The organism is Micromonospora sp. NPDC052213, assembly GCF_040679695.1.
Classification (GTDB): domain Bacteria; phylum Actinomycetota; class Actinomycetes; order Mycobacteriales; family Micromonosporaceae; genus Micromonospora.
Genome location: NZ_JBFAVI010000072.1, coordinates 1 through 24,209, shown reverse-complemented (window position 1 = coordinate 24,209; position 24,209 = coordinate 1). Strand labels below are relative to the sequence as shown.

At 73.2% G+C, this 24,209-nt stretch carries 22 protein-coding genes; 16 read left to right on the top strand and 6 right to left on the bottom strand.

Annotated elements, in window-relative coordinates; genetic code table 11:
• Positions 1 to 104 precede the first annotated feature (104 nt).
• The 3 genes from AB0L34_RS18670 (at position 105) to cysN (ending at position 3,234) form a co-directional block, all read left to right on the top strand.
• Positions 105 to 938 carry an inositol monophosphatase family protein gene (locus tag AB0L34_RS18670; RefSeq protein ID WP_357457273.1) on the top strand — a complete coding sequence of 278 codons (834 nt, stop codon included), beginning with the start codon at positions 105 to 107 and terminating at the stop codon, positions 936 to 938.
• An 80-nt stretch (positions 939 to 1,018) separates the two neighbouring features.
• Entirely contained in the window at positions 1,019 to 1,930 is a 912-nt protein-coding gene (gene cysD, locus AB0L34_RS18665; protein ID WP_363705632.1) for a sulfate adenylyltransferase subunit CysD, read from the top strand.
• Positions 1,930 to 3,234, top strand: coding sequence for a sulfate adenylyltransferase subunit CysN (gene cysN / locus AB0L34_RS18660; protein ID WP_363705631.1), 1,305 nt, complete (start codon positions 1,930 to 1,932; stop codon positions 3,232 to 3,234). The genes cysD and cysN overlap by 1 nt, the downstream gene beginning before the upstream one ends.
• A gap of 3 nt (positions 3,235 to 3,237) precedes the next feature.
• Here the strand turns inward: cysN and AB0L34_RS18655 are convergent, their stop codons facing one another.
• From AB0L34_RS18655 to galE, 3 genes are all read right to left on the bottom strand, one after another.
• Positions 3,238 to 4,473, bottom strand: a complete 1,236-nt coding sequence (locus AB0L34_RS18655; protein ID WP_363705630.1) for a tetratricopeptide repeat protein — start codon at positions 4,471 to 4,473, stop codon at positions 3,238 to 3,240.
• Positions 4,474 to 4,550: 77 nt separating this feature from the next.
• Entirely contained in the window at positions 4,551 to 5,711 is a 1,161-nt protein-coding gene (gene galK, locus AB0L34_RS18650) for a galactokinase (protein WP_363705629.1), read from the bottom strand.
• Positions 5,708 to 6,691, bottom strand: a complete 984-nt coding sequence (galE, locus tag AB0L34_RS18645) for a UDP-glucose 4-epimerase GalE (RefSeq protein ID WP_363705628.1) — start codon at positions 6,689 to 6,691, stop codon at positions 5,708 to 5,710. Before galE ends, galK begins: the two co-directional genes overlap by 4 nt.
• 173 nt (positions 6,692 to 6,864) lie before the next feature.
• On the opposite strand from galE, the gene AB0L34_RS18640 reads away from it, so the two are divergent.
• From AB0L34_RS18640 to AB0L34_RS18615, 6 genes are all read left to right on the top strand, one after another.
• Positions 6,865 to 7,890, top strand: a complete 1,026-nt coding sequence (locus tag AB0L34_RS18640) for a hemolysin family protein (protein ID WP_350712059.1) — start codon at positions 6,865 to 6,867, stop codon at positions 7,888 to 7,890.
• 33 nt (positions 7,891 to 7,923) lie between these two features.
• Positions 7,924 to 8,949, top strand: coding sequence for a tryptophan--tRNA ligase (gene trpS / locus AB0L34_RS18635; RefSeq protein WP_357457288.1), 1,026 nt, complete (start codon positions 7,924 to 7,926; stop codon positions 8,947 to 8,949).
• Between the two features lie 46 nt (positions 8,950 to 8,995).
• Positions 8,996 to 9,553 carry a 2'-5' RNA ligase family protein gene (locus AB0L34_RS18630; protein WP_363705627.1) on the top strand — a complete coding sequence of 186 codons (558 nt, stop codon included), beginning with the start codon at positions 8,996 to 8,998 and terminating at the stop codon, positions 9,551 to 9,553.
• Positions 9,554 to 9,674: 121 nt separating this feature from the next.
• Positions 9,675 to 10,598 (top strand): YhjD/YihY/BrkB family envelope integrity protein, encoded by a 924-nt coding sequence (locus tag AB0L34_RS18625; protein WP_363705626.1) that lies wholly within the window; start codon positions 9,675 to 9,677, stop codon positions 10,596 to 10,598.
• Between the two features lie 14 nt (positions 10,599 to 10,612).
• Complete coding sequence (locus AB0L34_RS18620; RefSeq protein WP_363705625.1) at positions 10,613 to 10,981, top strand: GntR family transcriptional regulator; 369 nt, start codon at positions 10,613 to 10,615, stop codon at positions 10,979 to 10,981.
• Positions 10,982 to 11,094: 113 nt separating this feature from the next.
• Entirely contained in the window at positions 11,095 to 11,538 is a 444-nt protein-coding gene (locus AB0L34_RS18615; protein ID WP_363705624.1) for a hypothetical protein, read from the top strand.
• 183 nt (positions 11,539 to 11,721) lie between these two features.
• Here AB0L34_RS18615 and AB0L34_RS18610 read toward each other — a convergent pair whose 3' ends face one another.
• Both AB0L34_RS18610 and AB0L34_RS18605 read right to left on the bottom strand, forming a co-directional pair.
• A complete protein-coding gene (locus tag AB0L34_RS18610) occupies positions 11,722 to 13,356 on the bottom strand; it encodes a glycoside hydrolase family 13 protein (RefSeq protein ID WP_363705623.1) in 1,635 nt (544 codons plus the stop codon).
• Positions 13,357 to 13,554: 198 nt separating this feature from the next.
• The gene (locus AB0L34_RS18605) at positions 13,555 to 14,628 is read right to left on the bottom strand and encodes a LacI family DNA-binding transcriptional regulator (protein ID WP_363705622.1); all 1,074 of its coding nucleotides are present in this window, start codon (positions 14,626 to 14,628) and stop codon (positions 13,555 to 13,557) included.
• A 202-nt stretch (positions 14,629 to 14,830) separates the two neighbouring features.
• On the opposite strand from AB0L34_RS18605, the gene AB0L34_RS18600 reads away from it, so the two are divergent.
• From AB0L34_RS18600 to AB0L34_RS18585, 4 genes are all read left to right on the top strand, one after another.
• Positions 14,831 to 16,084 carry a maltose ABC transporter substrate-binding protein gene (locus AB0L34_RS18600; protein WP_363705621.1) on the top strand — a complete coding sequence of 418 codons (1,254 nt, stop codon included), beginning with the start codon at positions 14,831 to 14,833 and terminating at the stop codon, positions 16,082 to 16,084.
• Positions 16,084 to 17,724 carry an ABC transporter permease subunit gene (locus tag AB0L34_RS18595; RefSeq protein ID WP_363705620.1) on the top strand — a complete coding sequence of 547 codons (1,641 nt, stop codon included), beginning with the start codon at positions 16,084 to 16,086 and terminating at the stop codon, positions 17,722 to 17,724. The genes AB0L34_RS18600 and AB0L34_RS18595 overlap by 1 nt, the downstream gene beginning before the upstream one ends.
• Positions 17,725 to 17,846: 122 nt before the next feature.
• Positions 17,847 to 18,647: a sugar ABC transporter permease gene (locus tag AB0L34_RS18590; RefSeq protein WP_363705639.1), complete on the top strand. Its 801-nt coding sequence runs from the start codon at positions 17,847 to 17,849 to the stop codon at positions 18,645 to 18,647.
• Between the two features lie 143 nt (positions 18,648 to 18,790).
• Positions 18,791 to 20,653: a glycoside hydrolase family 13 protein gene (locus tag AB0L34_RS18585; protein WP_363705619.1), complete on the top strand. Its 1,863-nt coding sequence runs from the start codon at positions 18,791 to 18,793 to the stop codon at positions 20,651 to 20,653.
• 70 nt (positions 20,654 to 20,723) lie between these two features.
• On the opposite strand, the gene AB0L34_RS18580 is transcribed toward AB0L34_RS18585, so the two are convergent.
• Complete coding sequence (locus tag AB0L34_RS18580) at positions 20,724 to 21,314, bottom strand: TetR/AcrR family transcriptional regulator (protein ID WP_363705618.1); 591 nt, start codon at positions 21,312 to 21,314, stop codon at positions 20,724 to 20,726.
• A 98-nt stretch (positions 21,315 to 21,412) separates the two neighbouring features.
• Here AB0L34_RS18580 and AB0L34_RS18575 point away from each other — a divergent pair, with 98 nt between their 5' ends.
• The 3 genes from AB0L34_RS18575 to AB0L34_RS18565 all read left to right on the top strand — a co-directional run bounded on the left by AB0L34_RS18575 (position 21,413) and on the right by AB0L34_RS18565 (position 24,171).
• The gene (locus AB0L34_RS18575) at positions 21,413 to 22,441 is read left to right on the top strand and encodes a hypothetical protein (protein WP_363705617.1); all 1,029 of its coding nucleotides are present in this window, start codon (positions 21,413 to 21,415) and stop codon (positions 22,439 to 22,441) included.
• A gap of 46 nt (positions 22,442 to 22,487) precedes the next feature.
• Positions 22,488 to 22,829 (top strand): hypothetical protein, encoded by a 342-nt coding sequence (locus tag AB0L34_RS18570; protein WP_350712072.1) that lies wholly within the window; start codon positions 22,488 to 22,490, stop codon positions 22,827 to 22,829.
• A gap of 277 nt (positions 22,830 to 23,106) precedes the next feature.
• Entirely contained in the window at positions 23,107 to 24,171 is a 1,065-nt protein-coding gene (locus AB0L34_RS18565; protein WP_363705616.1) for a BMP family ABC transporter substrate-binding protein, read from the top strand.
• The last annotated feature ends 38 nt before the right edge of the window (positions 24,172 to 24,209 follow it).

Below are 24,209 nucleotides of genomic sequence, written 5' to 3'. Positions count from 1 at the left end.
AATCGCCCGCGGTGAGCCGGTAGTCTTCGCCTTTCGGCGTGGCGCACCGGCGACGCGGCTCGGCGTGCCGGCGCGGAGCGTGGCGAGGCGACGGGAGCAGAGTCATGGGCAGTCCTCCGATGATCGACGGCGCGTTCGCCCGGTGGCTGGCGGCCCGGGCCGGCCAGGCGCTGCTCGCGCTGCGGGCCGAGATGGGCTTCGCGGACGCGGGCGCGCTGAAGTCGGCGGGTGACAAGGTCTCGCACGACCTGATCCGCACCGAGCTGGCGAAGTGGCGGCCGGGTGACGCGGTGCTCTCCGAGGAGGACGAGGGGTCGCGCCTGGCCTGGGCGGCGGAGGTGAACGCCGGGGCGGTGTCCCGGCTGACCGCGGACCGGGTGTGGATCGTCGACCCGCTGGACGGTACCCGGGAGTTCGCCGAGGAGGGCCGGTCGGACTGGGCGGTGCACGTGGCGCTCTGGGCGCGTACCGCGCCGACGCCGCACGGCCTGGTCGCGGGGGCGGTGGGGCTGCCGGCGCAGCACCGGGTGCTGGGCACGGACTATCCGCCGGCGTACCCGCCGATGACGGTGGAGGCGGCGACCGCGCCCGGCGGGCGGACGATCCGCCTGGCGGCGAGCCGGAGCCGGCCGCCGGTGTTCCTGACCGACCTGGCGGAGGACGTCGGGGCCCACCTGGTGCCGATGGGCTCCGCCGGGGCGAAGATCGCCGCGGTGGTGACCGGTGAGGTGGACGCCTACATCCACGCGGGCGGGCAGTACGAGTGGGATTCGGCGGCGCCGGTGGCTGTGGCGACGGCCACCGGGCTGCACGCTTCCCGGATCGACGGTTCTGCGCTGAGATACAACGAGGCGGATCCGCGTCTGCCGGACCTGCTGGTCTGTCGCAAGGATCTCGCCAGTCGGTTGCTTGCAGCGCTGGAGCGTCATTCCGGGTAGCCTGAGCGGCACTTCTTGGCATGCCCGACCGGAAAGGTCTGGAATACGATGAGCGGATTCGACCGAAGCGAGCCCGTGTCATGACCGCCCCCGCCGCCTACCAGGTGTCCCACCTCGACGCGCTGGAGGCCGAGAGCATCTTCGTGATGCGCGAGGTGGTCGCCGAGATGGAGCGGCCGGTGCTGCTCTTCTCCGGCGGCAAGGACTCGATCGTCATGCTCCGGCTGGCCCAGAAGGCGTTCGCCCCGGCCAACATCCCGTTCCCGGTGATGCACGTGGACACCGGCCACAACTTCCCGGAGGTCCTGGAATACCGGGACCAGCGGGTCGCGGAGCTGGGGCTGCAACTGGTGGTGGCGAGCGTGCCGGAGGCCCTGGCCAGCGGCCTGGTCCGCGAGTCGGCCGACGGGATGCGCAACCGGATCCAGACGCCGGTGCTGCTGGATGCGGTGGAGAAGCACCGCTTCGACGCGCTCTTCGGCGGCGCCCGCCGCGACGAGGAGAAGGCCCGCGCCAAGGAGCGGGTGTTCAGCTTCCGCGACGAGTTCGGCCAGTGGGACCCGAAGAACCAGCGTCCCGAGCTGTGGACGCTCTACAACGGCCGGCACCACCCGGGCGAGTCGATCCGGGTCTTCCCGCTGTCCAACTGGACCGAGCTGGACGTGTGGCACTACATCGCCCGCGAGCGGATCGCCCTGCCGTCGATCTACTACGCGCACGAGCGCGAGGTGATCGAGCGGGACGGGATGCTCTACGCGGTCAACGAGTTCTTCCGCCCCCGGGCGGGCGAGGAGCGGTTCAAGGCGCGGGTGCGCTACCGGACGGTGGGCGACGCCTCCTGCACCGCGGCCGTCCGCTCCGACGCCGACACGGTGGAGAAGGTCATCGAGGAGGTCGCCGCCACCCGGATCACCGAGCGCGGCGCGACCCGCGGCGACGACCGGGTCAGCGAGGCCGCCATGGAGGACCGCAAGCGGGAGGGCTACTTCTGATGACCACCGAGACCGTCGCTCCGGCGACCACCGAGACGGCCGGTCGCCCCATGGACCTGCTGCGCTTCGCGACCGCCGGCAGCGTGGACGACGGCAAGTCGACCCTGATCGGGCGGCTGCTCTACGACACCAAGTCGCTCTTCACCGACCAGCTCGCCGCCGTGGAGGCGGTCAGCGCGGCGCGCGGCGACGAGTACACCAACCTGGCGCTGCTCACCGACGGCCTGCGGGCCGAGCGGGAGCAGGGCATCACCATCGACGTGGCGTACCGCTACTTCGCCACGCCGCGGCGGAAGTTCATCATCGCCGACACCCCCGGGCACATCCAGTACACCCGCAACATGGTCACCGGGGCGTCGACGGCCGACCTGGCGCTGATCCTGGTGGACGCCCGCAAGGGCCTGGTCGAGCAGTCCCGCCGGCACGCGTTCCTCTGCTCGCTGCTGCGGGTGCCGCACCTGGTCCTCTGCGTCAACAAGATGGACCTGGTCGACTACTCGCAGGAGGTCTTCGAGCGGATCGCGGACGAGTTCACGGCGTTCGCCGCGAAGCTCGACGCCCCCGACCTGACCGTGGTGCCGATCTCCGCGCTCAAGGGCGACAACATCGTCAGCCGGTCGGAGAACATGCCCTGGTACGAGGGGCCGTCGCTGCTGCACCACCTGGAGCGGGTGCACATCGCCAGCGACCGCAACCTGGTCGACGTCCGGTTCCCGGTGCAGTACGTGATCCGGCCGCAGTCCATCACCGTGACCGACTACCGGGGCTACGCCGGCCAGGTCGCCTCCGGTGTGCTCAAGCCGGGTGACGAGGTGATGGTGCTGCCGTCCGGCTTCACCAGCCGGATCTCCGCCGTGGAGACCGCCGACGGGCCGGTCGCGGAGGCGTTCCCGCCGATGTCGGTGACCGTACGCCTCGAAGACGAGATCGACATCTCGCGGGGCGACATGATCTGCCGGCCGAACAACGCCCCGGCGGTGGCCCAGGACATCGAGGCGATGGTCTGCTGGATGGACGAGACCCGCCCGCTCCAGGTCGGCGGCAAGTACGCCGTCAAGCACACGACCCGCTCGGCGCGGGCCATCGTGCGCGGCCTGCACTACCGGCTGGACATCAACTCGCTGCACCGGGACGACTCGGCCGGCGAGCTGAGGCTCAACGAGATCGGCCGGGTGCGGCTGCGCACCACCGTGCCGCTGCTCGCGGACGAGTACCGCCGCAACCGCACCACCGGCGGGTTCGTCATCATCGACGAGACCACCAACCGTACGGTCGGCGCGGGGATGATCGTCGAGGCGCAGTGAGCCTCATCGACGGGCGGGCGCCGACGCCCGCCCGTCGTCCGCCGCGCTGACCCCGCCGGCCGCCGCGCTGACCACGCCCGCCGCCGGGCTGGCCGCGCTCTCCGTGGCACCGGCCGCGCCGGCGGCCGTGGCCCGCGCGGTCGCGCGAGCCACGAGGCGCGTCCAGATCCGGTAGCCGATCCAGCGGACCACCGGGACGGCCCGGCGCGTGAGCTGCCGCCAGGCGCGGAAGGCGAAAACAGCGCCGGCCGGCATCAGCAGCAGCGCGGCCACCCCGCCGGCAGGGGTGTCCCTCGCCGGGGCGAGGCCGCTGACCACCAGCCCGCCGAGTGCCGCCGCGGTGAGCGCCAGGCAGAGCACGACGGACGTCGAGCCGAGCTGGCGGCGCAGTTGGAGGCGGACCGCCGGCGGCTGCCGCCGCCAGGCCGGCAGGGCCGACCCGGCGACGACCGCCAGGAGCGCCAGGGCGGCGGCGAGCCGCTCGGGCCGCCCGCCGTCGACCAGCGCGAAGAGCGCCCAGTGGCCGATGCCGGCCAGCGCCGCCGCGTCGAACAGGCGCCAGCACAGGGCCACCGCGACGGCCTCGTGCGCCGCGGCGGCCCCCCGCGCGTGCGGGTTGGCGGCCAGGGCGTCGGTGAACCCCCGGGCGGCCCGGCCGACCCGGTCCCGCGAGGCTTCCATCCGCGCCAGCAGGGCCAGCGCCGGCTCGTACGCCGGGTCCAGGACGAGGGCCTGCCGGCATGCCTCCCGGGCCGCCCGGAGCCGGCCCATCCGCAGGTGGATCCGGGCGTCCAGCAGGTGGACGTCGGGGATGTCGTGGCGGATCTCCCGCGCGGTGTCGGCGTGCCGGCGGGCGACCACGACGCGGGTGGGGTTGCCGAGGGCCAGCAGCGCCTCCGCGAACAGCGCGTGGGCCTCCCAGGACCGCGGCGCCAGCTCCAGGGCGCGTTGGGCGGCGGCCGCCGCGTGGCCGGGGTGCCCGGCCGCCAGCAGGATCCGGGCCTTCTCCGCGAGCAGGTGCTCCTGGGCGCGGGCGACGCCGAGGGCCTGGTCCACCAGGCGCATGGCCTCCGCCAGTTGGCCCGTCGACCGGTGACAGCGGGCCAGGTGGAGCAGCAACCCGGCGTGCTGGGGTTGCTCGGCCAGCGCGCCGCGCAGCACCTGCGCCGCCTCGGCGTGCCGTCCGACGCGGCTCAGCGCCTGGGCGCGCTCCTGCGCGACCGTTCCGGCATCGCTCACGTCGCCTCCCGTTCCGGGACGATCCGGTCGACGCCACACCCTACCGATCGTCCTGACCGGATGGTCGAGCCGCGCAGTCAGTCCAGCCGGGTCGCTCCCGGCCCGGGCAGGACGGTGACGTGGCCGGGCGCGGCGAAGCCGCGTTCGCCGTACGCGGCCGTGACGGCGGCGGCGACCGCGTCGGCGCGCTCCGCGTCGACCAGGGCGAGGACGCAGCCGCCGAAGCCGCCGCCGGTCATCCGTGCCCCCAGGGCGCCGGCCGACAGGGCCGCCTCGACCGCCGTGTCGACCTCCGGCACCGTGATCTCGAAGTCGTCGCGCATCGAGGCGTGCGAGGCGGTCAGCAGCGGGCCGATCTCGCGTACCTTGCCGGCGCGCAGCAGGGCGACGGTGTCGAGGACACGCTGGTCCTCGGTCACCACGTGCCGCACCCGGCGGCGGGTCTCGGCGTCGTCGATCCGGGCCAGCGCGTCGGCCAGCCCGTCGGTGGGGACGTCCCGCAGCGCCGCGACGCCGAGCAGCCCGGCCGCCGCCTCGCAGGACCTGCGGCGGGCGGCGTACTCGCCGTCGGCGTGCCGGTGCGGGGCCCGGCTGTCGACCACCAGCACGGCCAGGCCGGACGTGTCCAGGTCGAACGGGATGTGCTCGACGGACTCGTCGCGGCAGTCCAGGAAGAGCGCGTGCCCGGCGCGGCAGCGGATCACCGCCGACTGGTCCATGATCCCGGTCGGCGCGCCGACGTAGCCGTTCTCGGCGCGCTGGGCCAGCCGGGGCTGCCGGTCGGCGGGCAGGTCCAGCCCGCCCAGGTCGACCAGGGCGGCCAGCACGGCGGCCTCCAGCGCCGCCGAGGAGGAGAGTCCCGAGCCCAGCGGCACGTCGGAGGCGATCGCCAGCCGGGCGCCGGGCACGGCGTGCCCCGCCTCCCGCAGCGCCCAGACCACCCCGGCCACGTACGCGCCCCAGCCGGTGACCCGGCCCGGCCCGGCGAGCTCGTCGGCGTCGAAGGCGATGGTCTCGCCGGACAGCTCGGACCAGACCGTCCAGCGTTCGCCGGGCTGCGGCGCGGCGGCGGCCACCGTGCGCAGCGGCAGGGCGAAGGGCAGCACGAAGCCGTCGTTGTAGTCGGTGTGCTCGCCGATCAGGTTGGCCCGGCCGGGAGCCGCCCAGCGGCCGGCGGGCGGCCCGGCGTACGCCGAACGGAAGCCGGCGGTGGCGCGGGCCGCGACGTCGTCGGTCACCGCGGCGCCACGAGGTGCGTGCGGTAGAAGGCCCAGGCGTCGCCCACCATGTCGTGCAGGGTCGGCTTCCGCGGCACCCAGCCCAGCTCCTCGCGGGCCAGCGCGGACGACGCGACCAGCTCGGCGGGGTCGCCCTCGCGGCGCGGGGCCACCTCGACGGGCACCGGGTGCCCGGTGACCTCCCGGACCACGTCGACGACCTGGCGGTTGGTGAAGCCGTTGCCGTTGCCCAGGTTGTAGATCCGGTGCTGGCCGGCGGTGGCCGCGTCGAGCGCGAGCAGGTGGGCGCGGGCCAGGTCGGCGACGTGGATGTAGTCGCGCACGCAGGTGCCGTCGACGGTGGGGTAGTCGTCGCCGAAGAGCTGGAGCTTCTCCCGGCGCCCGGCGGCCACCTCGAGCGCGATCGGGATCAGGTGGGTCTCCGGGTCGTGCCGCTCGCCGAGCGCGACGTCGCCGTCGAGGTGCGCCCCGGCCACGTTGAAGTAGCGCAGCGACACGGCGGCCAGGCCGTGCGCGACCGCCTCGGAGGTGAGCGCCATGTCGACGGCGAGCTTGGTGGCCCCGTAGGTGTTGGTGGGGGCCTTGACCGCGGTCTCCGGGATCGGCAGCTCGGTGGGGTTGCCGTAGACGGCGGCGGTGGAGGAGAAGACCAGCCGGGGCACGCGTGCGGCCCGGACGGCGTCGATCAGGGCGAGCGAGCCGACGGTGTTGGTGTGCCAGTAGAGCTCGGGCTTCACCATCGACTCGCCGGCGGCGATGAGGGCGGCGAAGTGCAGCACCCCGTCGAAGCCCGCCTCCGGGGTGAGCACCCGGGCGGCGTCGTGGAGGCCGGCGTCGACGTGGGTGGCGTCGGGGGCGAGCGCCTCCCGGTGGCCGGTACGCAGGTCGTCGAGGACGACCACCTGATGGCCGGCGTCGAGCAGCATCCGGGTCACCACGCTGCCGATGAAGCCGGCGCCGCCGGTGACGAGCAGTTTCACGTCGGTCTCCTCCCGCCCGGCCGCCGCGTCACGGCCATGTCGTGATCACCCTACGGCCGGTCGCCGTGCTTCCGCGCTCCATCGACGCCCCGCCATTCCACCACGAACTCCCATGTTCGAACAGAGGCGAACATGGCGCACCCGACGGCCCAGCGCTGTCTACCATCACTGTCATGCGGGAAGCGGGTGGTCCCGGGCCGCGTCGACGGGCCCGGACGCGACCGCGCCGCGAGCCGGGCCCGCTGGCCCGGGCCGTCGCCCGGATCGTGGTCCGCGCCGCCGACGGCGCCACCCGCGCGGTGACGGCCCTGCTCGGCGCCAGCCCCGCGGCCGGCCGGGAGCGGATCAGCGAGGCGGAGCTGCGCGACCTGGTCGCCGCCAACACCCTGCTCGACCCGGTCGAGCGCCGGATCATCGACGAGGTGCTGGTCGCCGGCGCGAGCCTGGTCCGCGAGGTGATGATGCCCCGCACCGAGGTGGTCTTCCTCTCCGCCCGGCTGACCATCGCCGAGGCGGAGCGGCTGGTCCGGGCCGAGACGCACACCCGCTACCCGGTCGTCGACGGCACCCACGACGACGTGGTCGGCTTCGTGCACCTGCGCGACGTGCTGCTGCGCCCCGACCTCGACCCCTGCACCACCGTCGGCGAGCTGACCCGGGAGGTGAAGCGGCTGCCCGGCAGCAAGCGGGTGCTCGCCGCGCTCAGCGAGATGCGCCGGGAGCGCCACCACCTCGCCGTGGTGGTCGACGAGTACGGCGGCACCGCCGGCATCGTCACCCTGGAGGACCTGATCGAGGAGCTGATCGGGGAGATCCACGACGAGTACGACACCGCCCCCGACCCGGTGCACGCCGGCCTGCCCGCGGTGGTGGACGGCCGGCTCAACCTCGCCGACTTCGCCGAGCGCACCGGGGTGACCCTGCCCCCTGGGCCGTACGAGACGGTGGGCGGCTTCGTGATGGCGGCGCTCGGCCGGCTCCCGGTCGCCGGTGACGAGGTGCCGGTGGCCGGTGGCCCGGCCGGCGCGGGCGGCCCGGCAGCCGACGATCCGCCCGGCGGCTGGCTGCTGCGGGTACACACGCTGGAGGGCCGCCGCGTGGCCCGGCTCACCGTCGCTGCCGTGCGCGTGCCGGAACCCCGGCGCGAGGTCACCGCTCCGGCGCCGGTGGGTCCGAGCCGACCCGCCGGCCCGTCATGACGTACGCCAGGCGTTGCTGACAGAATTGCCGGCATGTCCGACGTTCCCGCCCGCCCCCGCGTCTTCTCCGGCATCCAGCCGACGGCCGACTCGTTCCACCTCGGCAACTACCTGGGCGCGGTGCGGCACTGGGTGGCCCTGCAGGACACCCACGACGCGTACTACTGCGTGGTCGACCTGCACGCGATCACCGCCGGCCACGACCCGAAGGTGCTCACGCAGCGTTCCCGGCTGGCCGCCGCGCAGTTGTTCGCCGTGGGTCTCGACCCGGAGCGCAGCACGCTGTTCGTGCAGTCGCAGGTGCCCGAGCACCCGATGCTCGCCTGGGTCCTGGGCTGCATCACCGGGTTCGGCGAGGCGAGCCGGATGACCCAGTTCAAGGACAAGTCGCAGAAGCAGGGCGGCGAGCGGGCCAGCGTCGGCCTGTTCACCTACCCGATCCTCCAGGCCGCCGACATCCTGCTCTACCAGGCCCACGCCGTGCCGGTCGGCGAGGACCAGCGCCAGCACCTGGAACTCTCCCGCGACCTGGCCCAGCGGTTCAACTCGCTGTTCGGGCAGACCTTCACCGTGCCCGCGCCGCACATCGTCAAGGACACCGCGAAGATCACCGACCTGCAGGACCCGACGGCGAAGATGTCGAAGTCGTCGTCCTCGCCCGCCGGCATCATCGACCTGCTGGAGGACCCGGCCCGCTCGGCCAAGAAGATCCGCTCGGCGGTCACCGACACCGGCCGGGAGATCGTCTTCGACGCCGAGACCAAGCCGGGCGTCTCCAACCTGCTCACCATCTACTCCGCCCTCACCGGGCGGAGCATCGACGACCTGGTGGCCGCGTACGCCGGCAAGGGCTACGGCGACCTGAAGAAGGACCTCGCCGAGGTGGTGCGGGAGTTCGTCACGCCGATCCAGGAGCGCACCCGGACCTACCTCGACGACCCGGCGCAGCTGGACAAGCTGCTCGCCGCCGGCGCGGAGAAGGCCCGGGCGGTCGCCGCGGCGACGCTGCGAACCGCGTACGAGCGGGTGGGCTTCTTCCCGCCGGTGCGCGGCGAGTAGCGCCGCGGCGCGACGGGTGAGGGTGGACAGGTCGGTGGCCGGAGGGATGGCGCGGAGCGTGGATCGCAGGGACGGGGCGCCGGACGCCGGTGACACCATCCAGATCGGCATCGCGGTGGACATCCCGGAGCCGTGGGGCGGCACGCTCACCCGACGCCGGGTCGAGGCCGGCGACCCCCAGGTCGTGCCCGCGCACGTGACCCTGCTCGGGCCGACCGAGATCCCGGTGGCGGCGCTGCCGACGGTGGAGCGGCACCTCACCGCGGTCGCCGCCGCCCACCTGCCGTTCACGCTGCACCTGCGGGGCACCGGCACGTTCCGGCCGGTGACCCAGGTGGTCTTCGTGGCGGTGGCGGCCGGGATCAGCGAGTGCGAGCTGCTCGCCGCCGCGATCAGCGCCGCCCCGGAGCTGCGCCGCGAGGCGCGCTTCCCGTACCACCCGCACGTCACCGTCGCGCAGGACGTCGCGCCGGAGGCGCTGGACAAGGCGTACGAGGACCTGGCCGACTTCTCCGCGATGTTCGAGGTGGAGGCGTTCACCCTCTTCTCGCACAGCGGGCAGACCCGGTGGCAGCCGCGCCGGGACTTCCGGCTGGGCGGATGACCCCGTCCGGCCGGCGCGTCGGGGCGGCCGGGGCGACGACGCCGACCGGGTGACGCGCCGGCAGGCGAGGGCCGGCGGCAGGTTGCCCCCGTGACGGCGATAGATCGGCGAGGATGACGGCGTGAACGTGTGGGGCCGCATCGAGGCGGGCGTCGACCGCCGGATCAGCGCCGCGCGCCGCCGGTCCGGTGCCGTCGACCACCTGTGGCGGGCCGGCGCGCTCTACGCCGAGGTGCTGGGCGGGCGGCTGGCCGCGGCGATCGCCTACTACGGCTTCTTCGCGGTGTTCGCGCTCGCGCTGGTCGCGTACTCGATCTTCGGGGCCATCCTGGAGGACAACGACGAGGTCAGCGCCGCCGCCGCCGGCTTCCTGCGGGAGAACCTGCCGTTCCTCGACCCGGTGCAGATCGCCGAGAGCAGCGGCACGGTCGGGGTGGTCGGCCTGATCATCCTCGTCCTGACCGGCATCGGCTGGGTGGAGGCCATCCGCTCCTCGCAGCGGCTGATGTACGGGCTCAACCAGCAGCCCGGCAACCTGGTGGTGCGCCGCCTGGTCGACCTGGGCGTGCTGCTCGTCGTCTTCGTGCTGCTCGGCGTCTCGGTGGCGGCGGTGGACGCGCTGGAGTCGCTGCTGCGCTTCCTGCTGCGCAGCACCGGCTCGGTCGGCCTGACCACGGTCAGCGCGGTGCTCAGCGTGCTGGTCAACGCGGTGCTGGCCACCCTGCTGCTGGTGGCGGTGCCGAGACTGCGGATGAGCCGGGTCCGGCTGCGCCCGGTGGTGCTGCTCGTCGCGGTCGGCATCACGCTGCTGAACACCGTCGGGCGCTACTACGTCGTGCGCACCGAGCGCAATCCGGCGTACACGGTGGTGGCGGGCGCGGTGGGCCTGCTGCTCTACCTCTACCTGCTCAACCAATTGGTGCTCTTCGGCGCGGCGCTCGCCGCGACGAGCCGGCGCGGCCGGGTGGTGGACCTGGCGGAGGGCCCGCCGCCGGCCGACCTCGACGCGGACACGGATCCCGGCGCCCCCGGCGGGGCCGGATGAACGGGGGAGCGGGCGTGCGGATCTCGGTGGACCCGGGCTCGGCGGTGCCGCCGTACGAGCAGGTGCGCGGGCAGCTCGCGGAGCTGATCGGGACGGGCCGGCTGGCGGTCGGCACCCGGCTGCCGACGGTGCGGCAGTTCGCGGCGGACCTCGGGCTGGCGGTCAACACGGTGGCCCGGGCCTACCGGGAGCTGGAGGCGGCCGGCCTGCTGGAGACCCGGGGCCGGCACGGCACTTTCGTCGCACCCGGCCGCGATGATGCGCTGGACCGGTTGCAGCGGGTGGCGGCCGACTACGCCGCCGAGGCCGCCCGGTTGGGGGTGCCGCCGTCGGCGGCGCTCGCCCTGGTCCGCGCGGCCCTGGACGCGGCGCGGCCGGGCTGACGGCGCGACGGCGGAGGCGGGTGGCCGCGCCGGACGAGGATCCGGCCGTCACGGTGGCGGCGATTGAGCCGAATGCCACCCGCGTTTCCGGTGGGACGGACGATGATGGGCGCGTGGGCGCACTCGTGACACTGGACCTGCCGGAAGACTCCCCGATGCTCGGCCTGCCGTGGATCATCACCTTCGGCCCGCTCGGCGACGCCGACGAGTGGGAGCCGGTGGTCTGTGGCCCCTACGAGCGACCGCACGCCCTCGCGCTGGCCGAGGCGGTGGTCGCCGAGGAGCAGCTGATGGCGGTGGTCGAGCCGCTGCTGCCGGCGGTGTCGGCGGAGGAGATCCGGGGCGAGATCGCCGCCGCGCAGGTCGCCGCCGAGGACGAGTCGGCGCGGATCGAGGAGGCCGACCTCTACGGCGACTTCGAGGACACCATCGACGAGGAACTCGAGGCGGCGGCTGCGGAGGAGCACCGCACCGAGCCGCTCGCCCCGCCCAGCGAGGCCGAGCTGCGGGCCGGCTTCAGCCGCATCGCCGCGAAGCTCACCGGCGGCGCCGCCTGAGCCGACCGGCGGAGACCCGGGCGGGCCGGGGGCGACACCTGTCCGGGATGGACGCCGGCGCCCCGGGGAGCGGACTCCACGAGGCGCCGGCGCCACCTCACCCCCCACCACAAGGGGTCGGTGGCCCAGCCGCCCGTCGGCGCGGGGCACAACGGACGACCAGGTCGATGACGGGTTACCCGCTCAGCGCCGTTCGAACCAGGCGGCCGCGTCGACCGGGAGCAGGTGACCCGTGCCCTGGCCGGTGAGCGCCTCGCTGGCGGCGATCGGCTCGCCGTACCCGTCGATCAGGGCCGGGGCACCGCTGATGTTGACCACGCAGGTCAGCACGGTGTCGCCGGCGGCGCGGCTGAAGGCGAGCACACCCGGCCGAGTCTCCAGCCAGGTGACCCCGCCCGCGTCGGCGGCCAGCGCCGGGTGCGCGTGGCGGATCCGCAGGGCGGTGCGGTAGAGCTCCAGCGTCGAGCCGGGCACGCCGGCCTGGGCGGCGACCGAGAGGGCGCGCCAGGTCGCCGGGGCCGGCAGCCAGCTCAGCTCGCTGCCCTCCGGCCCGAAGCCGTACGGGGCCAGCTCGCCGCTCCACGGGATCGGCACCCGGCAGCCGTCCCGGCTCTCGCCGGTGCGCAGGAACGCCGGGTCCTGGCGCAGTTCGTCCGGCAGGTCGAGCACCTCCGGCAGGCCCAGCTCCTCGCCCTGGTAGACGTAGGCACAGCCGGGCAGGGCGAGCATCAGCAGGGTGGCGGCCCGCGCCCGGCGCAGCCCCTCGGCGCCGTCGCCGTAGCGGGTGACGTGCCGCTGCTTGTCGTGGTTCGAGAGCACCCAGGTCGTCGGCGCGCCGACGATGGTCGACTCGGCGAGCGCGGTGTCGATCACCTTGCGGAACGATTCGGCCGACCACGTCGCGTCGAGGAAGTCGAAGCTGAACGCCTGGTGCAGCTCGTCGGGGCCGATGTAGCGGGCCAGCCGCTGCGGGGTCTCGGCCCACGCCTCGGCGACGGCCATCCGGCCGCCGGGGTAGCTGTCCAGGATCGGCCGCCAGGCGCGGTAGATCTCGTGCACCTCGTCCTGGTCGAAGTAGGGGAGCCGGCCCTTGCCGAGCAGCTCCACCTGGCGCTGCCCCGTGGTCATCGTGCTGAAGCCGACGTCGGGCAGGCCCTCGGCCTTGATCATGCCGTGCGCCACGTCGATCCGGAAGCCGTCCACGCCCCGGTCCAGCCAGAAGCGCAGGATGTCCTCGAACTCGGCGCGGACCTCCGGGTGGCGCCAGTTCAGGTCCGGCTGCGCCGGGTCGAACAGGTGCAGGTACCACTGGCCGTCGGCCACCCGCGTCCAGGCGGGGCCGCCGAAGATGCTCTCCCAGTCGTTCGGGGGCAGCTCGCCGTCGGCGCCCCTGCCGTCGGCGAAGAGGTAGCGCTCGCGCTCGGCGGAGCCCGGGCCGGCGGCCAGGGCGGCCTGGAACCACGGGTGCCGGTCGGAGGTGTGGTTGGGAACCAGGTCGACGATGATCCGCAGGTCGAGCGCGTGCGCGTCGGTGATCATCGCGTCGAAGTCGGCGAGGGTGCCGAACATCGGGTCGACGTCGCGGTAGTCGGCGACGTCGTAGCCGCCGTCGACCATCGGGGAGGTGTAGAAGGGGGTCAGCCAGAGCGCGTCCACGCCGAGGTCGCGCAGGTACGGCAGGCGCTCGCGGATGCCCTGCAGGTCGCCGATCCCGTCGCCGTTGGAGTCGGCGAAGCTGCGGACGTAGACCTGGTAGACGACCGCGGAACGCCACCAGTCGTCGTCGGAGGTCAGCGGCGTGGGGTTGCTGACGGTCATCGGAGGCGGTTCCCCGTTCTGTGACGCGCGGGACAGCACACCCGGTGCGGTACGGGTGGAAGGCGCGGTCTGAGCAGGATGCCGCCCGGTGCTGCAAGAGTCAAGCATTTCTTGCGCAAGGGATGGTCCCGGTCACGCCGGGCGGGCGCCCACGACCGGTCCGCCCGGGTCCCGGGCGGGCGGCAGCCGGGGCGGCGGTCAGGCGGGGACGGCGAGCGCGGGCGGCGCGGGGCGCTGGCGGCCCGGGGCGCCGCCGCCGGCCGGGGCGACCGCGGTGGAGCCGCGCACCACCAGCTCGGGCCGGAACACGTACTCCGAGTGCGGGGCGGCGTGCCCGTTGATCTCGTCGACCAGGGCCCGGACGGCGGCGACCGCCATCGCGGCCACCGGCTGGCGCATGGTGGTCAGCGGCGGGTCCGTGAAGGCCATCAGCGGGGAGTCGTCGTAGCCGACCACCGAGAGGTCGGTCGGCACGGACAGGCCGCGCTGCCGGGCGGCCCGGATCGCGCCGAGCGCCATCAGGTCCGAGCCGCAGACGATGCCGGTGACGCCCCGGTCCAGCAGCCGTGCGGCGGCCGCCTCGCCACCCTCCACACCGAACAGGGAGAGCTCGGCGAGCTCGCCGAGGTCCGCCTCGGCCGCGCCGGCCAGCCGGCCCATCGCGGCCCGGAAGCCGGCCACCCGCCGCTGCACCGGCACGAACCGGTCCGGGCCGGTGATCAGGCCGATGCGGCGGTGCCCGAGCGCCACCAGGTGGGCCACGGCCAGTTCGGTGGCCTCGCCGTCGTCGCAGGAGACGAAGGGGGCGGGGATGCCCGGCGCGTACCCGTTGATCATGACGATGGGCAGCGGACGGGCGATCAGGGCGCGGTACCTGTCGTGGTTGGCGGCGGTGTCGGCGTGCAGGCCGGAGACGAAGACGATCCCGGAGACCTGCCGGTCCAGCAGCATCTCGACGTACTCGTCCTCGGTGACTCCGCCCGGCGTCTGGGTGCACAGCACCGGGGTGAACCCGCTCTGCGCCAGCGTCGACTCGATCACCTGGGCGAAGGCGGGGAAGATCGGGTTGTCCAGTTCGGGCACCACCAGGCCCACCAGGCCGGCGCTGCGCTTGCGCAGCCGGGCGGGGCGCTCGTAGCCGAGCACGTCGAGGGCGGTCAGGACGGCCTGCCGGGTCTCGGGGGCCACGCCCGGGCGGTCGTTGAGCACCCGCGACACCGTGGCCTCGCTGACTTCGGCCTGCTGGGCGATGTCGGACAGTCGAGCGCGCATGGCCCGCACTTTAGCTCACGAGCAAGATCTTGCGTACACTCCTGCAAGCCCTTCCATTCTCTGAAACCCCTTGCTAACGTCCCCGCAACACGCGAGAGCAGCGGCGCAGCACATCGGGCGCCGGTTTGGCAAGAAATTCACAGAGGTTTCCACTGGCGGGTCGCCCTTCCCCCGGCGGGCCGCCATGACGACAGGAGTACCGATGCGCATCCGTACCGCGGGTGTGGTCGCCGTCCTCGGCCTGGCGCTCGCCGCCTCCGGCTGCGGCAGCGACAGCAGCGACGAGCCGGCCGCGAAGGAATCCACCAAGGCCGCCACCGGCGGCAAGCTGGTGATCTGGGCCGACGACAAGCGCACCGCCGCCCTCAAGCCGTTCGCCGAGAAGTTCGGCCAGGAGAACGGCGTCACGGTCGAGGTCCAGGCCGTCTCCAAGGACCTCCAGACCAACTTCGTCACCGCCTCGCAGCAGGGCAGCGGCCCGGACGTCGTGGTCGGCGCGCACGACTGGATCGGCAACCTCGTCCAGAACGGCGCCATCGACCCGGTGCAGCTCGCCGCCGAGCAGAAGAGCGGCTTCAACGAGACCGCCGTCAAGGCCGTGACCTTCAACGGCCAGCTCTACGGCGTGCCCTACGCCATGGAGAACCTGGCGCTGATCCGCAACACCGAGCTGGCCCCCGAGGCGCCGAAGACGATCGAGGACCTGGTCGCCGCCGGCAAGAAGCTCAAGGCCGAGAAGAAGGCCAGCGAGATCCTCTGCCTCCAGTCCGGCCAGAACGGCGACGCGTACCACATCTACCCGCTCTACACCTCCGGTGGCGGGTACCTCTTCGGCGCCGCCGCCAACGGCGACTACGACCCGAAGGACCTGGGCGTCGGCAAGCCGGAGTCGATCGAGGCGTTCAAGAAGATCGCCGCGCTCGGTGAGAAGGGCGAGGGCGCGCTGAAGCGGTCGATCACCCCCGAGAACTCGATCGCCACCTTCACCGGCAAGAAGTGCGCGTTCCTGGTCTCCGGCCCGTGGGCCGTCGCGGACGCCAAGAAGGCCAACATCAAGTACGACATCTCCCCGGTCCCCGGCTTCGCCGGTGGCAAGGAGGCCCAGCCGTTCGTGGGCGTCCAGGCGTTCTACGTGGCGTCGAAGGGCAAGAACAAGGCCCTGGCCCAGGAGTTCGTGGCCAACCACGTCACCACCCCCGAGCTGGCCGTGGCGCTCTACAACGCCGAGCCCCGTCCGCCGGCGCTGACCGCCGCGCTGGACCAGGTCAAGGGCACCGACCCGGACCTGGCCAAGTTCCAGGAGGCCGGCAAGAACGGTCAGGTGCTCCCGGCGATCCCCGCCATGGCCACCATCTGGGACCCGTTCGGTAAGGCCGAGGCCGCCATCATCGGCGGCGCCGACCCGACCAAGACGATCACCGCGGCCGGCAAGACCATCTCCGGCCAGATCAAGTAATGAGCACGTCGCTGTCCGGCCCGGGACCTGCCACACAGGACCCGGGCCGGGAGCCCGTCGGCTCCGGGCTCCCGCGCCCGTCCCGCACCGCGCGGCACCACGCGCCGATCACCGCGACCGGTCTGCTCGTCAAGGTGATCCTGCTCGGCCTGACCGCCGGGATCGCGATCTGGGCGGCCTTCCCGCTCGTCGAGGCGGAGAAGTGGATCGGGCTGGCAGTCCTGGCCGCCACCACCGCCGGGCTGTTCTACCTCTACCTGACCCGGCGGCACATCCCGGCGAAGTACCTGGTCCCCGGCACGCTCTTCCTGATCGCGTTCCAGGTGGTCCCGGTGCTCTACACGGCGAGCACCGCCTTCACGAACTTCGGCGACGGTCACCGCGGCACCAAGGACGAGGCCGTCGTCGCCATCCAGACCGCCTCGGTCAAGCAGGTGCCCGGCTCCGCCGAGTACGCCCTGTCGATCGCCACCAAGGGCGACCCGGCGACCGGGCCGCTCGTCTTCCTGGTCTCCGACCCGGCCACCGGCGTGGTCTCGGCCGGCGACAGCGGGGGGCTGCGCCAGCTCGACGCCGGCCAGGTCACCGTCGCGCCCGGCGGCAGGGTCACCGCCGCCGAGGGCTACACCGTGCTCAACTTCGGCCAGGCCAGCGCGCGCAGCCAGGAGATCACCGACCTGGTGGTGCCGACCTCCGGGGGCGCGCTGCGCTCCGCCGGCCTGTCCCGCGCCTACGAGGGCAAGGCGGTCCGGGCGTACGACGCCGGCTGCGACTGCATCAGGGACACCGAGACCGGCCGGACCTGGACGGCGGACGAGGAGACCGGCGCCTTCGTCGCCGCCGACGGCGAGCGGCTGGCCCAGGGCTGGAAGGTCACCGTCGGGCTCAAGAACTTCTCCCGGGTGCTCACCGACCCGGCCATCTCCGGGCCGTTCTTCGGCACCCTGCTGTGGAACTTCGCCTTCGCGATCGGCTCGACCGGCGGCACGTTCCTGCTGGGGATGTTCATCGCCCTGGCGCTGCACTCGCCCCGGATGCGGGGCACCAACCTCTACCGGGTCCTGCTGATCCTGCCGTACGCCATGCCGTCCTTCGCGATGCTGCTGGTCTGGCGGGACATGTTCAACACGGACTTCGGCCTGATCAACAACCTGTTCGGGATCGGGGTGGACTGGTTCGGCCAGGAGTGGTCGGCCCGGATCGCGGTGATCCTGGTGCAGCTCTGGCTGGGCTACCCGTACATGTTCCTGGTCGCCACGGGCGCGTTGCAGGCCATCCCGAAGGAGTTGACCGAGGCGACGTCGGTCGACGGCGCGTCGCCCTGGCAGTCGTTCCGGTCGGTCACCCTGCCGCTGCTGCTGGTCGCGCTCTCCCCGCTGCTGATCGCGTCGTTCGCGTACAACTTCAACAACTTCAACGCGATCTACCTGACCACCGAGGGTGGCCCCTTCCCGGCGGACAACCCGACCGCGGGGGCGACCGACCTGCTCATCACGTACACCTACCGGCTGGCCTTCGGCGCCCAGGGAGCCCAGTTCGGCCTGGCGGCCGCGGTGTCGATCTTCATCTTCACCATCGTCGCGGTGGTCTCGGCGGTGAGCTTCCGGCGCACCCGCAAGCAGGAGGAGGTGTACTCGTGACCTCGCTGCACGGCACTTCGGTCGCGGGCGGCGGCACCGGCGCCGCCCCGGCCGCCAACCGCAACGCGGGCCGGGGCCGCAACCGGTGGTTCGCCCAGGTCGGCTGGCGCCACCTCGTCGGCGTGCTGGCGGTCGCGTTCAGCCTCTTCCCGATCCTGTTCGTGCTCTCGGCCGCGCTCAACCCGCTCGGCACGCTCTCCTCGACCGAGCTGGTGCCGACCGGCGCGTCCTTCGACAACTTCGTGGACCTGTTCGACCGCACGGCGTTCGGGTGGTGGTTCGTCAACTCGCTGCTGATCGCCGGGGTGGCCTCGTTCGCGTCGGTCTTCCTGTCGGCGTTGGCGGCGTACGCGTTCTCGCGGATGCGGTTCTCCGGGCGGCGCGTCGGGCTGCTGTCGCTCCTGCTGATCCAGATGTTCCCGCAGTTCCTGGCGATCGTGGCGATCTTCCTGATCTTCACCACGATCACCGACCTGTGGCCGGCGATCGGCTTCAACACGCCGTGGGGCCTGCTGCTGCTTTACCTGGGCGGTGCGCTCGGCGTGAACACCTGGCTGATGAAGGGCTTCTTCGACACGCTCCCCCGGGAGCTGGACGAGTCGGCCACGATGGACGGCGCCACGCACGCCCAGGTCTTCTTCCGGATCATGCTGCCGCTGGTGGCGCCGATCCTGGCGGTGACCGGCCTGCTCGCCTTCATCGGCACCATCAACGAGTTCCTGATGGCGAACGTCTTCCTGACCAACAGCGAGTCCAAGACCCTCGCGGTCGGCATGTTCGGTCTGGTGGCCGGGGAGCGGAACAACAACTTCGGCATCTTCGCGGCGGGCACCCTGCTCACCGCCATTCCCACGGTGCTGGTCTTCCAACTGGTCCAGCGCTACATCGTCTCCGGCCTCACCGCCGGAGCTGTCAAAGGCTGAGCCTCCTCGGCTCACCGCTGCGGCAAGGGCGTCGGCGTCCGACGTACACCGGAGCAGTCGCGGGTCGACCGCCGCGGTCGGGAAACCGGCCGCGGCGGGTGCCCCCTTTCTCTCCCCGTCCGATCGACGCGAAAGGCACCGCCATGTCCCTGTTGCCGCACCACGACGGATCCGCCCTGTACGTCCCCGAGCAGGAGCCCTCGCTCGGCGACACCGTCGACGTCTTCGTCCGGGTGCCGGCCGGCGCCGACGTCCGCCAGGTGCACGTGCGCACCACCGGCGACGGCGAGCCCCGGTTCACCGAGGCGGTCGTCGACCGCACCGACGGCGACGACGTCTGGTGGCGGGTCCCGGTCGAGGCCCGCAACCCGGTCAGCAACTACCGGTTCATGCTCACCGGCCGGCGCGGCTACCGCTGGCTGAACGCCGCCGGCGTGGCGCACCACGACGTGCCGGACAACGGCGACTTCAAGCTGGTCACGTACGCCCCGCCGCCGGCCTGGGCCCGGGACGCGGTGATCTACCAGATCTTCCCGGACCGGTTCGCCCGCTCCGCCGCCGCCGACGGGCGCGACCTGCCGGACTGGGCGATCCCGTGCGACTGGGACACCCCGGTGATCGGGCGCGGCCCGGAGACCCCCTACCAGTTCTACGGCGGCGACCTGGACGGCATCACCGGGCGGCTGGACCACCTGGACCGGCTCGGCGTGAACACCGTCTACCTGACGCCGATCTTCCCGGCCCGCTCCAACCACCGCTACGACGCGTCCAGCTTCGACACCGTCGATCCGCTGCTCGGCGGGAACGCCGCGCTGGCCCGGCTCGCCGACGCCGTACGCGCCCGCGGCTGGCGGCTGCTCGGCGACATCACCAGCAACCACACCGGCGACGCGCACGAGTGGTTCACCCGGGCCGCCTCGGACGTGTCCGCGCCGGAGCGGGAGCTGTACTACTTCGACGAGGTGACCGGCTGCGACAACTCCAGCTCGGCGCGTCTGACGCCGCGCTGCGACCTGGAGCTGTCGTACGAGTCCTGGAACGGGGTCAAGTCGCTGCCGAAGCTGAACTGGGGCAGCGCCGAGCTGCGCCGGCGCTTCGCCACCGCCGAGGGTTCGCTGCTGCGCCGCTGGCTGCGCCCGCCGTACGGGCTGGACGGCTGGCGGGTGGACGTGGCGAACATGACGGGGCGGCGGGGCGCCGACGCGTACACCCACGAGGTGGCGGCGCTGCTGCGCCGGGTGGTCGCCGAGACCCGCGCCGACGGCCTGCTGCTGGCCGAGCACGGCCACGACCACACCGGCGACCTGGACCGCGACGGCTGGCACGGGACGATGAACTACGTCGGCTTCACCGACCCCGTCTGGTCCTGGCTGCGGCACGGCGACGACCCGCTGCCGAACTTCCTCGGCACCCCCGGCGGCGTGCTGCGGCGGGACGCCGGCGCCGTGCTGGCCACCATGAACGCCTACCGGTCGCTGGTCTCGTGGCGGTCGTACACGCACTCGTGGCAGCTGCTCGGCTCGCACGACTCGGCCCGGATCCGCACGGTGGTCGGCGACGCCGCGCGGCAGGAGGTCGCCGCCGGTCTGCTCGCCACCATGCCGGGCACCCCGGTGATCTTCGCCGGCGACGAGCTGGGCCTGACCGGCACCAACGGGGAGGGCTCCCGGACCCCGATGCCGTGGCACCGGCCCGAGACCTGGGACGAGTCGACGTTCGCCGGCTACCGGGCGCTGGTCGCGCTGCGCCGCGCCGAGCCCGCGCTGCGCCACGGCGGCCTGCGCTGGCTGCACCACGACGCGGACACCCTGGTCTTCCTGCGGGAGGCGGCGGCCGGCAGCGTGCTGGTGCTGGCCCGCCGGGCCGCCGGCGCTCCGGTCCGCCTGGCCGGGCTGCGGGCGGCGGAGAACGTCTACGGGGGCGCCCCCGCGCTCCGCCCCGACCCGGACGGCACGGTCACCCTGCCCGCCGACGGCCCCACCTTCCAGGCCTGGCGCCTCCCCTGACGCGGGGCCGCCCGCGCCCCGCCCTGCCCCGTGCGCGCCGCCGCGCCGGGGCGGGGTGGGTAGGGGTCGGTCAGGGGGCGAGGAGGGCGCGGACGCCGGCGAGGTAGGTGGCGCGGTCCGGGCGGCCGGTGAGGAGCCGCTGGAGGAACCAGCCGATGACCAGGGCGAAGAGGCCGGCGGCGACCGCCTCCGGGTCGGCGTCGGCGGCCACCTCGCCGGTGTCCTGGGCGCGCCGGACGAGCGCCTCGAAGTGGCGGCGGATGCCGTCGTACTTGCCGGCCACGAACTCGGCCAGCACCGGGTCCCGCTGCGCCTCGCCCCAGACCTGGATCGCGATCCGCAGGGCGCCGTCGTCGCCGGTCTGCGTCTCCACGTACGCCAGCGCGCGGTCGAGCGCCTCGACCAGGGGGAGTGGTGGCTCCCGCCGGAGCAGGTCGTCGAGGACGACTTCGGCGCCGCCGACCGCCTCCTCGGCGATCGCGTTGATCAGATCCGCCTTGCTCGGGAAGTAGCGGTAGACGGCGCCCACGGAGAGTCCGGCCTCGGCGATCACGTCCTGCATCGTCGTGCGGTGGAAGCCCTCCCGCAGGAAGCACCGGCGGGCGGCGTCGACGATCTGGCGGCGACGGGCGGCGAGGTGTTCCGGGGAGACGCGGGGCACGGGACACATCGTAAATCGAACGTTCGTTCTTGACAGTCGCGCACCACGGCGGCAGCCTGGAGTCCTAAAAGAATGAGCGTTCGTTTTAGGAGGCTCCCATGTCGACCCGCACCCCGCCGCCCCTGCCGGCCGCCCTCGGTGTCGCCGCCCTGGCGGCGGTCCTGCTGGCGCTGCTCGTACCCCTCTTCGCGGCTCCGGCCGCCAACCTGGCGCCGCGCGACCTGCCCGTGGCGGTCGCGGGCCCGGCGCCGGTCACCGGCGACCTCGCCGCCCGGCTCGCCGCCGCACGGCCGGGAGCCTTCGACGTGACCACCCTTCCGGACGCCGCGGCAGCCGACCGGGCCCTGCGCGACCGACAGGTGTACGCGGCGTTCGTCGCCGGCCCCGAGGGCGTCGCCCTGCACACCGCGCCGGCCGCGAGCCCGACGGTCGCCGCGCTGCTCACCGAGGCGGCCGCCCAGCTCGCCGCCGGCCGCCCGGTGTCGGTGGTGGAGGTGGTCCCCGCCGCCCCGGACGACCCCCGGGGCGCCGGGTTCGCCGCCGGTTTCCTGCCGTTCGCGATGGCGAGCATGCTGGCCGGCGCGCTGCTGACCCTCCTGGTCGCCGGCCGGGGTGCCCGACTGCTCGGCCTGGTGGTCTTCGGCGTCCTCGCCGGGGGCGCCGGCGTGGCCGTGCTGCACGGCTGGCTCGGCGTGCTCGACGGCGACCCGCTCGCCGAGGCGGCGGCGGTCGGGCTCTTCGCGCTGGCCGCCGCGGCCACGGTGGCGGGTCTCGGGGCGCTGCTCGGCCGGCCGGGCCTCGGCCTGGGCGCACTGCTGGTCTTCCTGGTCGGCAACCCGCTCTCGGCGGTCAGCGGGGCGCCCGAGCTGCTGCCGCAGCCGTGGGGCGCGGTCGGTCAGTTCCTGCCGGTGGGCGCCGGCGGCACCCTGCTGCGCTCGGTGGCCTTCTTCGACGGCGCCGGGTCCGCCCGGTCGCTCGCCGTCCTCGCCGGGTACGCGCTGGTCGGGCTGGTGCTGGTCCTGGTGGGTCGCCGGCCCTCCGGCGCCGCCGCGGCCGGGTCGCCGCGCCCGGTCGCCGCCGGGTCGCCGCGCCCGGTCGGCCCCCGGGCGGTGGCTGACACGCCCTGAACCGCCCCGCTACTACGGTCCGTCGTTTGTGGGGGAGGATGTGCGCGTGGAAGCTCTCAGACTGATACTGCGCTACGTCCATCTGATCGGTTTCGCCCTGCTGCTCGGCGGCGCGATCGTCCAGTACATCAGCGGAAAGCTGCGGATCAACCCGGCCATGCTCTGGGGGTCCGTGATCATGCTGCTGACCGGCATCGGCCTCTCCGCGCCGCTGCGCGACGGCAACGAGCCGGACCCGGCCAAACTTGTTACCAAGTTGGTGCTCGCCCTGCTGATCTTCGTCATGGTCTTCTTTTCCCGGAAGCGCGACGTGGTCAACCGCGGCCATTTCCTTGCGATCGTCGGGTTGACCCTGGTCAACGCGGCAGTGGCGGTCTTCTGGCGGTAACGTCTCCGCCAGGGGCCGCCCCGGAAAAACGGACGTTTCCGCGACGCCCCGGTGCTCACCTACCAGCACTCAGAGTGATCTGCCCCACCTAAGGGTTACGTAGGGGTAACAGGCGCTCAACGTTCGTGCACGATTGTCGGCCGGTGGGTGGGCGCGGGCGTACGCTCCCGTCCGTAACGTGGGACGCCGGCGGCGCAGCGCAGCCGGCTCATAGGGCTGCCACCGTGCAGGACGCGGTGTGCAATGGGAAGGAGACGTCTTGCGCTCGGTGCGTGGGATGCGGATTGCCTCGGTCTTCGCGGTGGGTGGGCTCGTGCTGAGCGCCGCCGCGTGCGGTGAGGCTCCCGAGGACAGCAACAACGCCGGCAGCGGCGACAAGAAGTACAGCGCCTGCATGGTGACCGACGTCGGCGGCATCGACGACAAGTCGTTCAACACCTCGGCGTGGCAGGGCCTCGAGGCGGCCAAGAAGGCCAACGACAACATCGACATCAAGTATGTCGCGTCGAAGGCCCAGGCGGACTACGAGGTCAACCTGACCCAGTACGTCAACCAGAAGTGCGACTTCATCCTGGCCGTCGGCGGCCTGATGGGTGACGCCACCTCCAAGATCGCCAAGGCGAACCCGAACCAGCAGTTCGGCATCGTCGACGCGAAGCTGCCGGAGAGCAACGTCTACCCGATGCAGTTCGACACCGCCCAGGCCGGCTTCCTCGCCGGTTATCTGGCCGCCGGCATGACCAAGAGCGGCACGGTGGGCACCTACGGCGGCATGAAGATCCCGCCGGTCACCATCTTCATGGACGGGTACGTCGACGGCGTCGCCCACTACAACAAGACGAAGAGCAAGACCGTCAAGGTCGTCGGCTGGGACAAGGCGAGCCAGAACGGCTCCTTCACCAACGACTTCGTGAAGCAGGACGAGGGTAAGAAGGTCAGCGACGCGCTGGTCGCCCAGGGCGCCGACATCATCATGCCGGTCGCCGGCGGCTCGGGCCTCGGCACCACCGGCGCGGCCAAGGCGTCGGGCGGCAAGTACAGCACCGTCTGGGTGGACGTCGACGGCTGCGAGAGCACGCCGGACTGCTCGGCGATCATCACCACGGTGGAGAAGAACATCCCGGAGGCCGTCAAGGAGGCCGTGGTCAAGGCCGCCAACGGTGAGAAGCTCTCGCACGACCCGGGCTACCTGGGCAACCTCGCCAACAACGGCGTCGGGCTCGCCCCGTACCACGAGTTCGACAGCAAGGTGCCGGCCGAGCTGAAGGCGGAGGTCGACAAGCTGAAGGCGGACATCGCCGCCGGCACGGTCACCGTCACCTCCGCAGCCCAGCCTAAGTGACGCTCCGCCGGCCCACTCCGGTGAGACGATCACCGGAG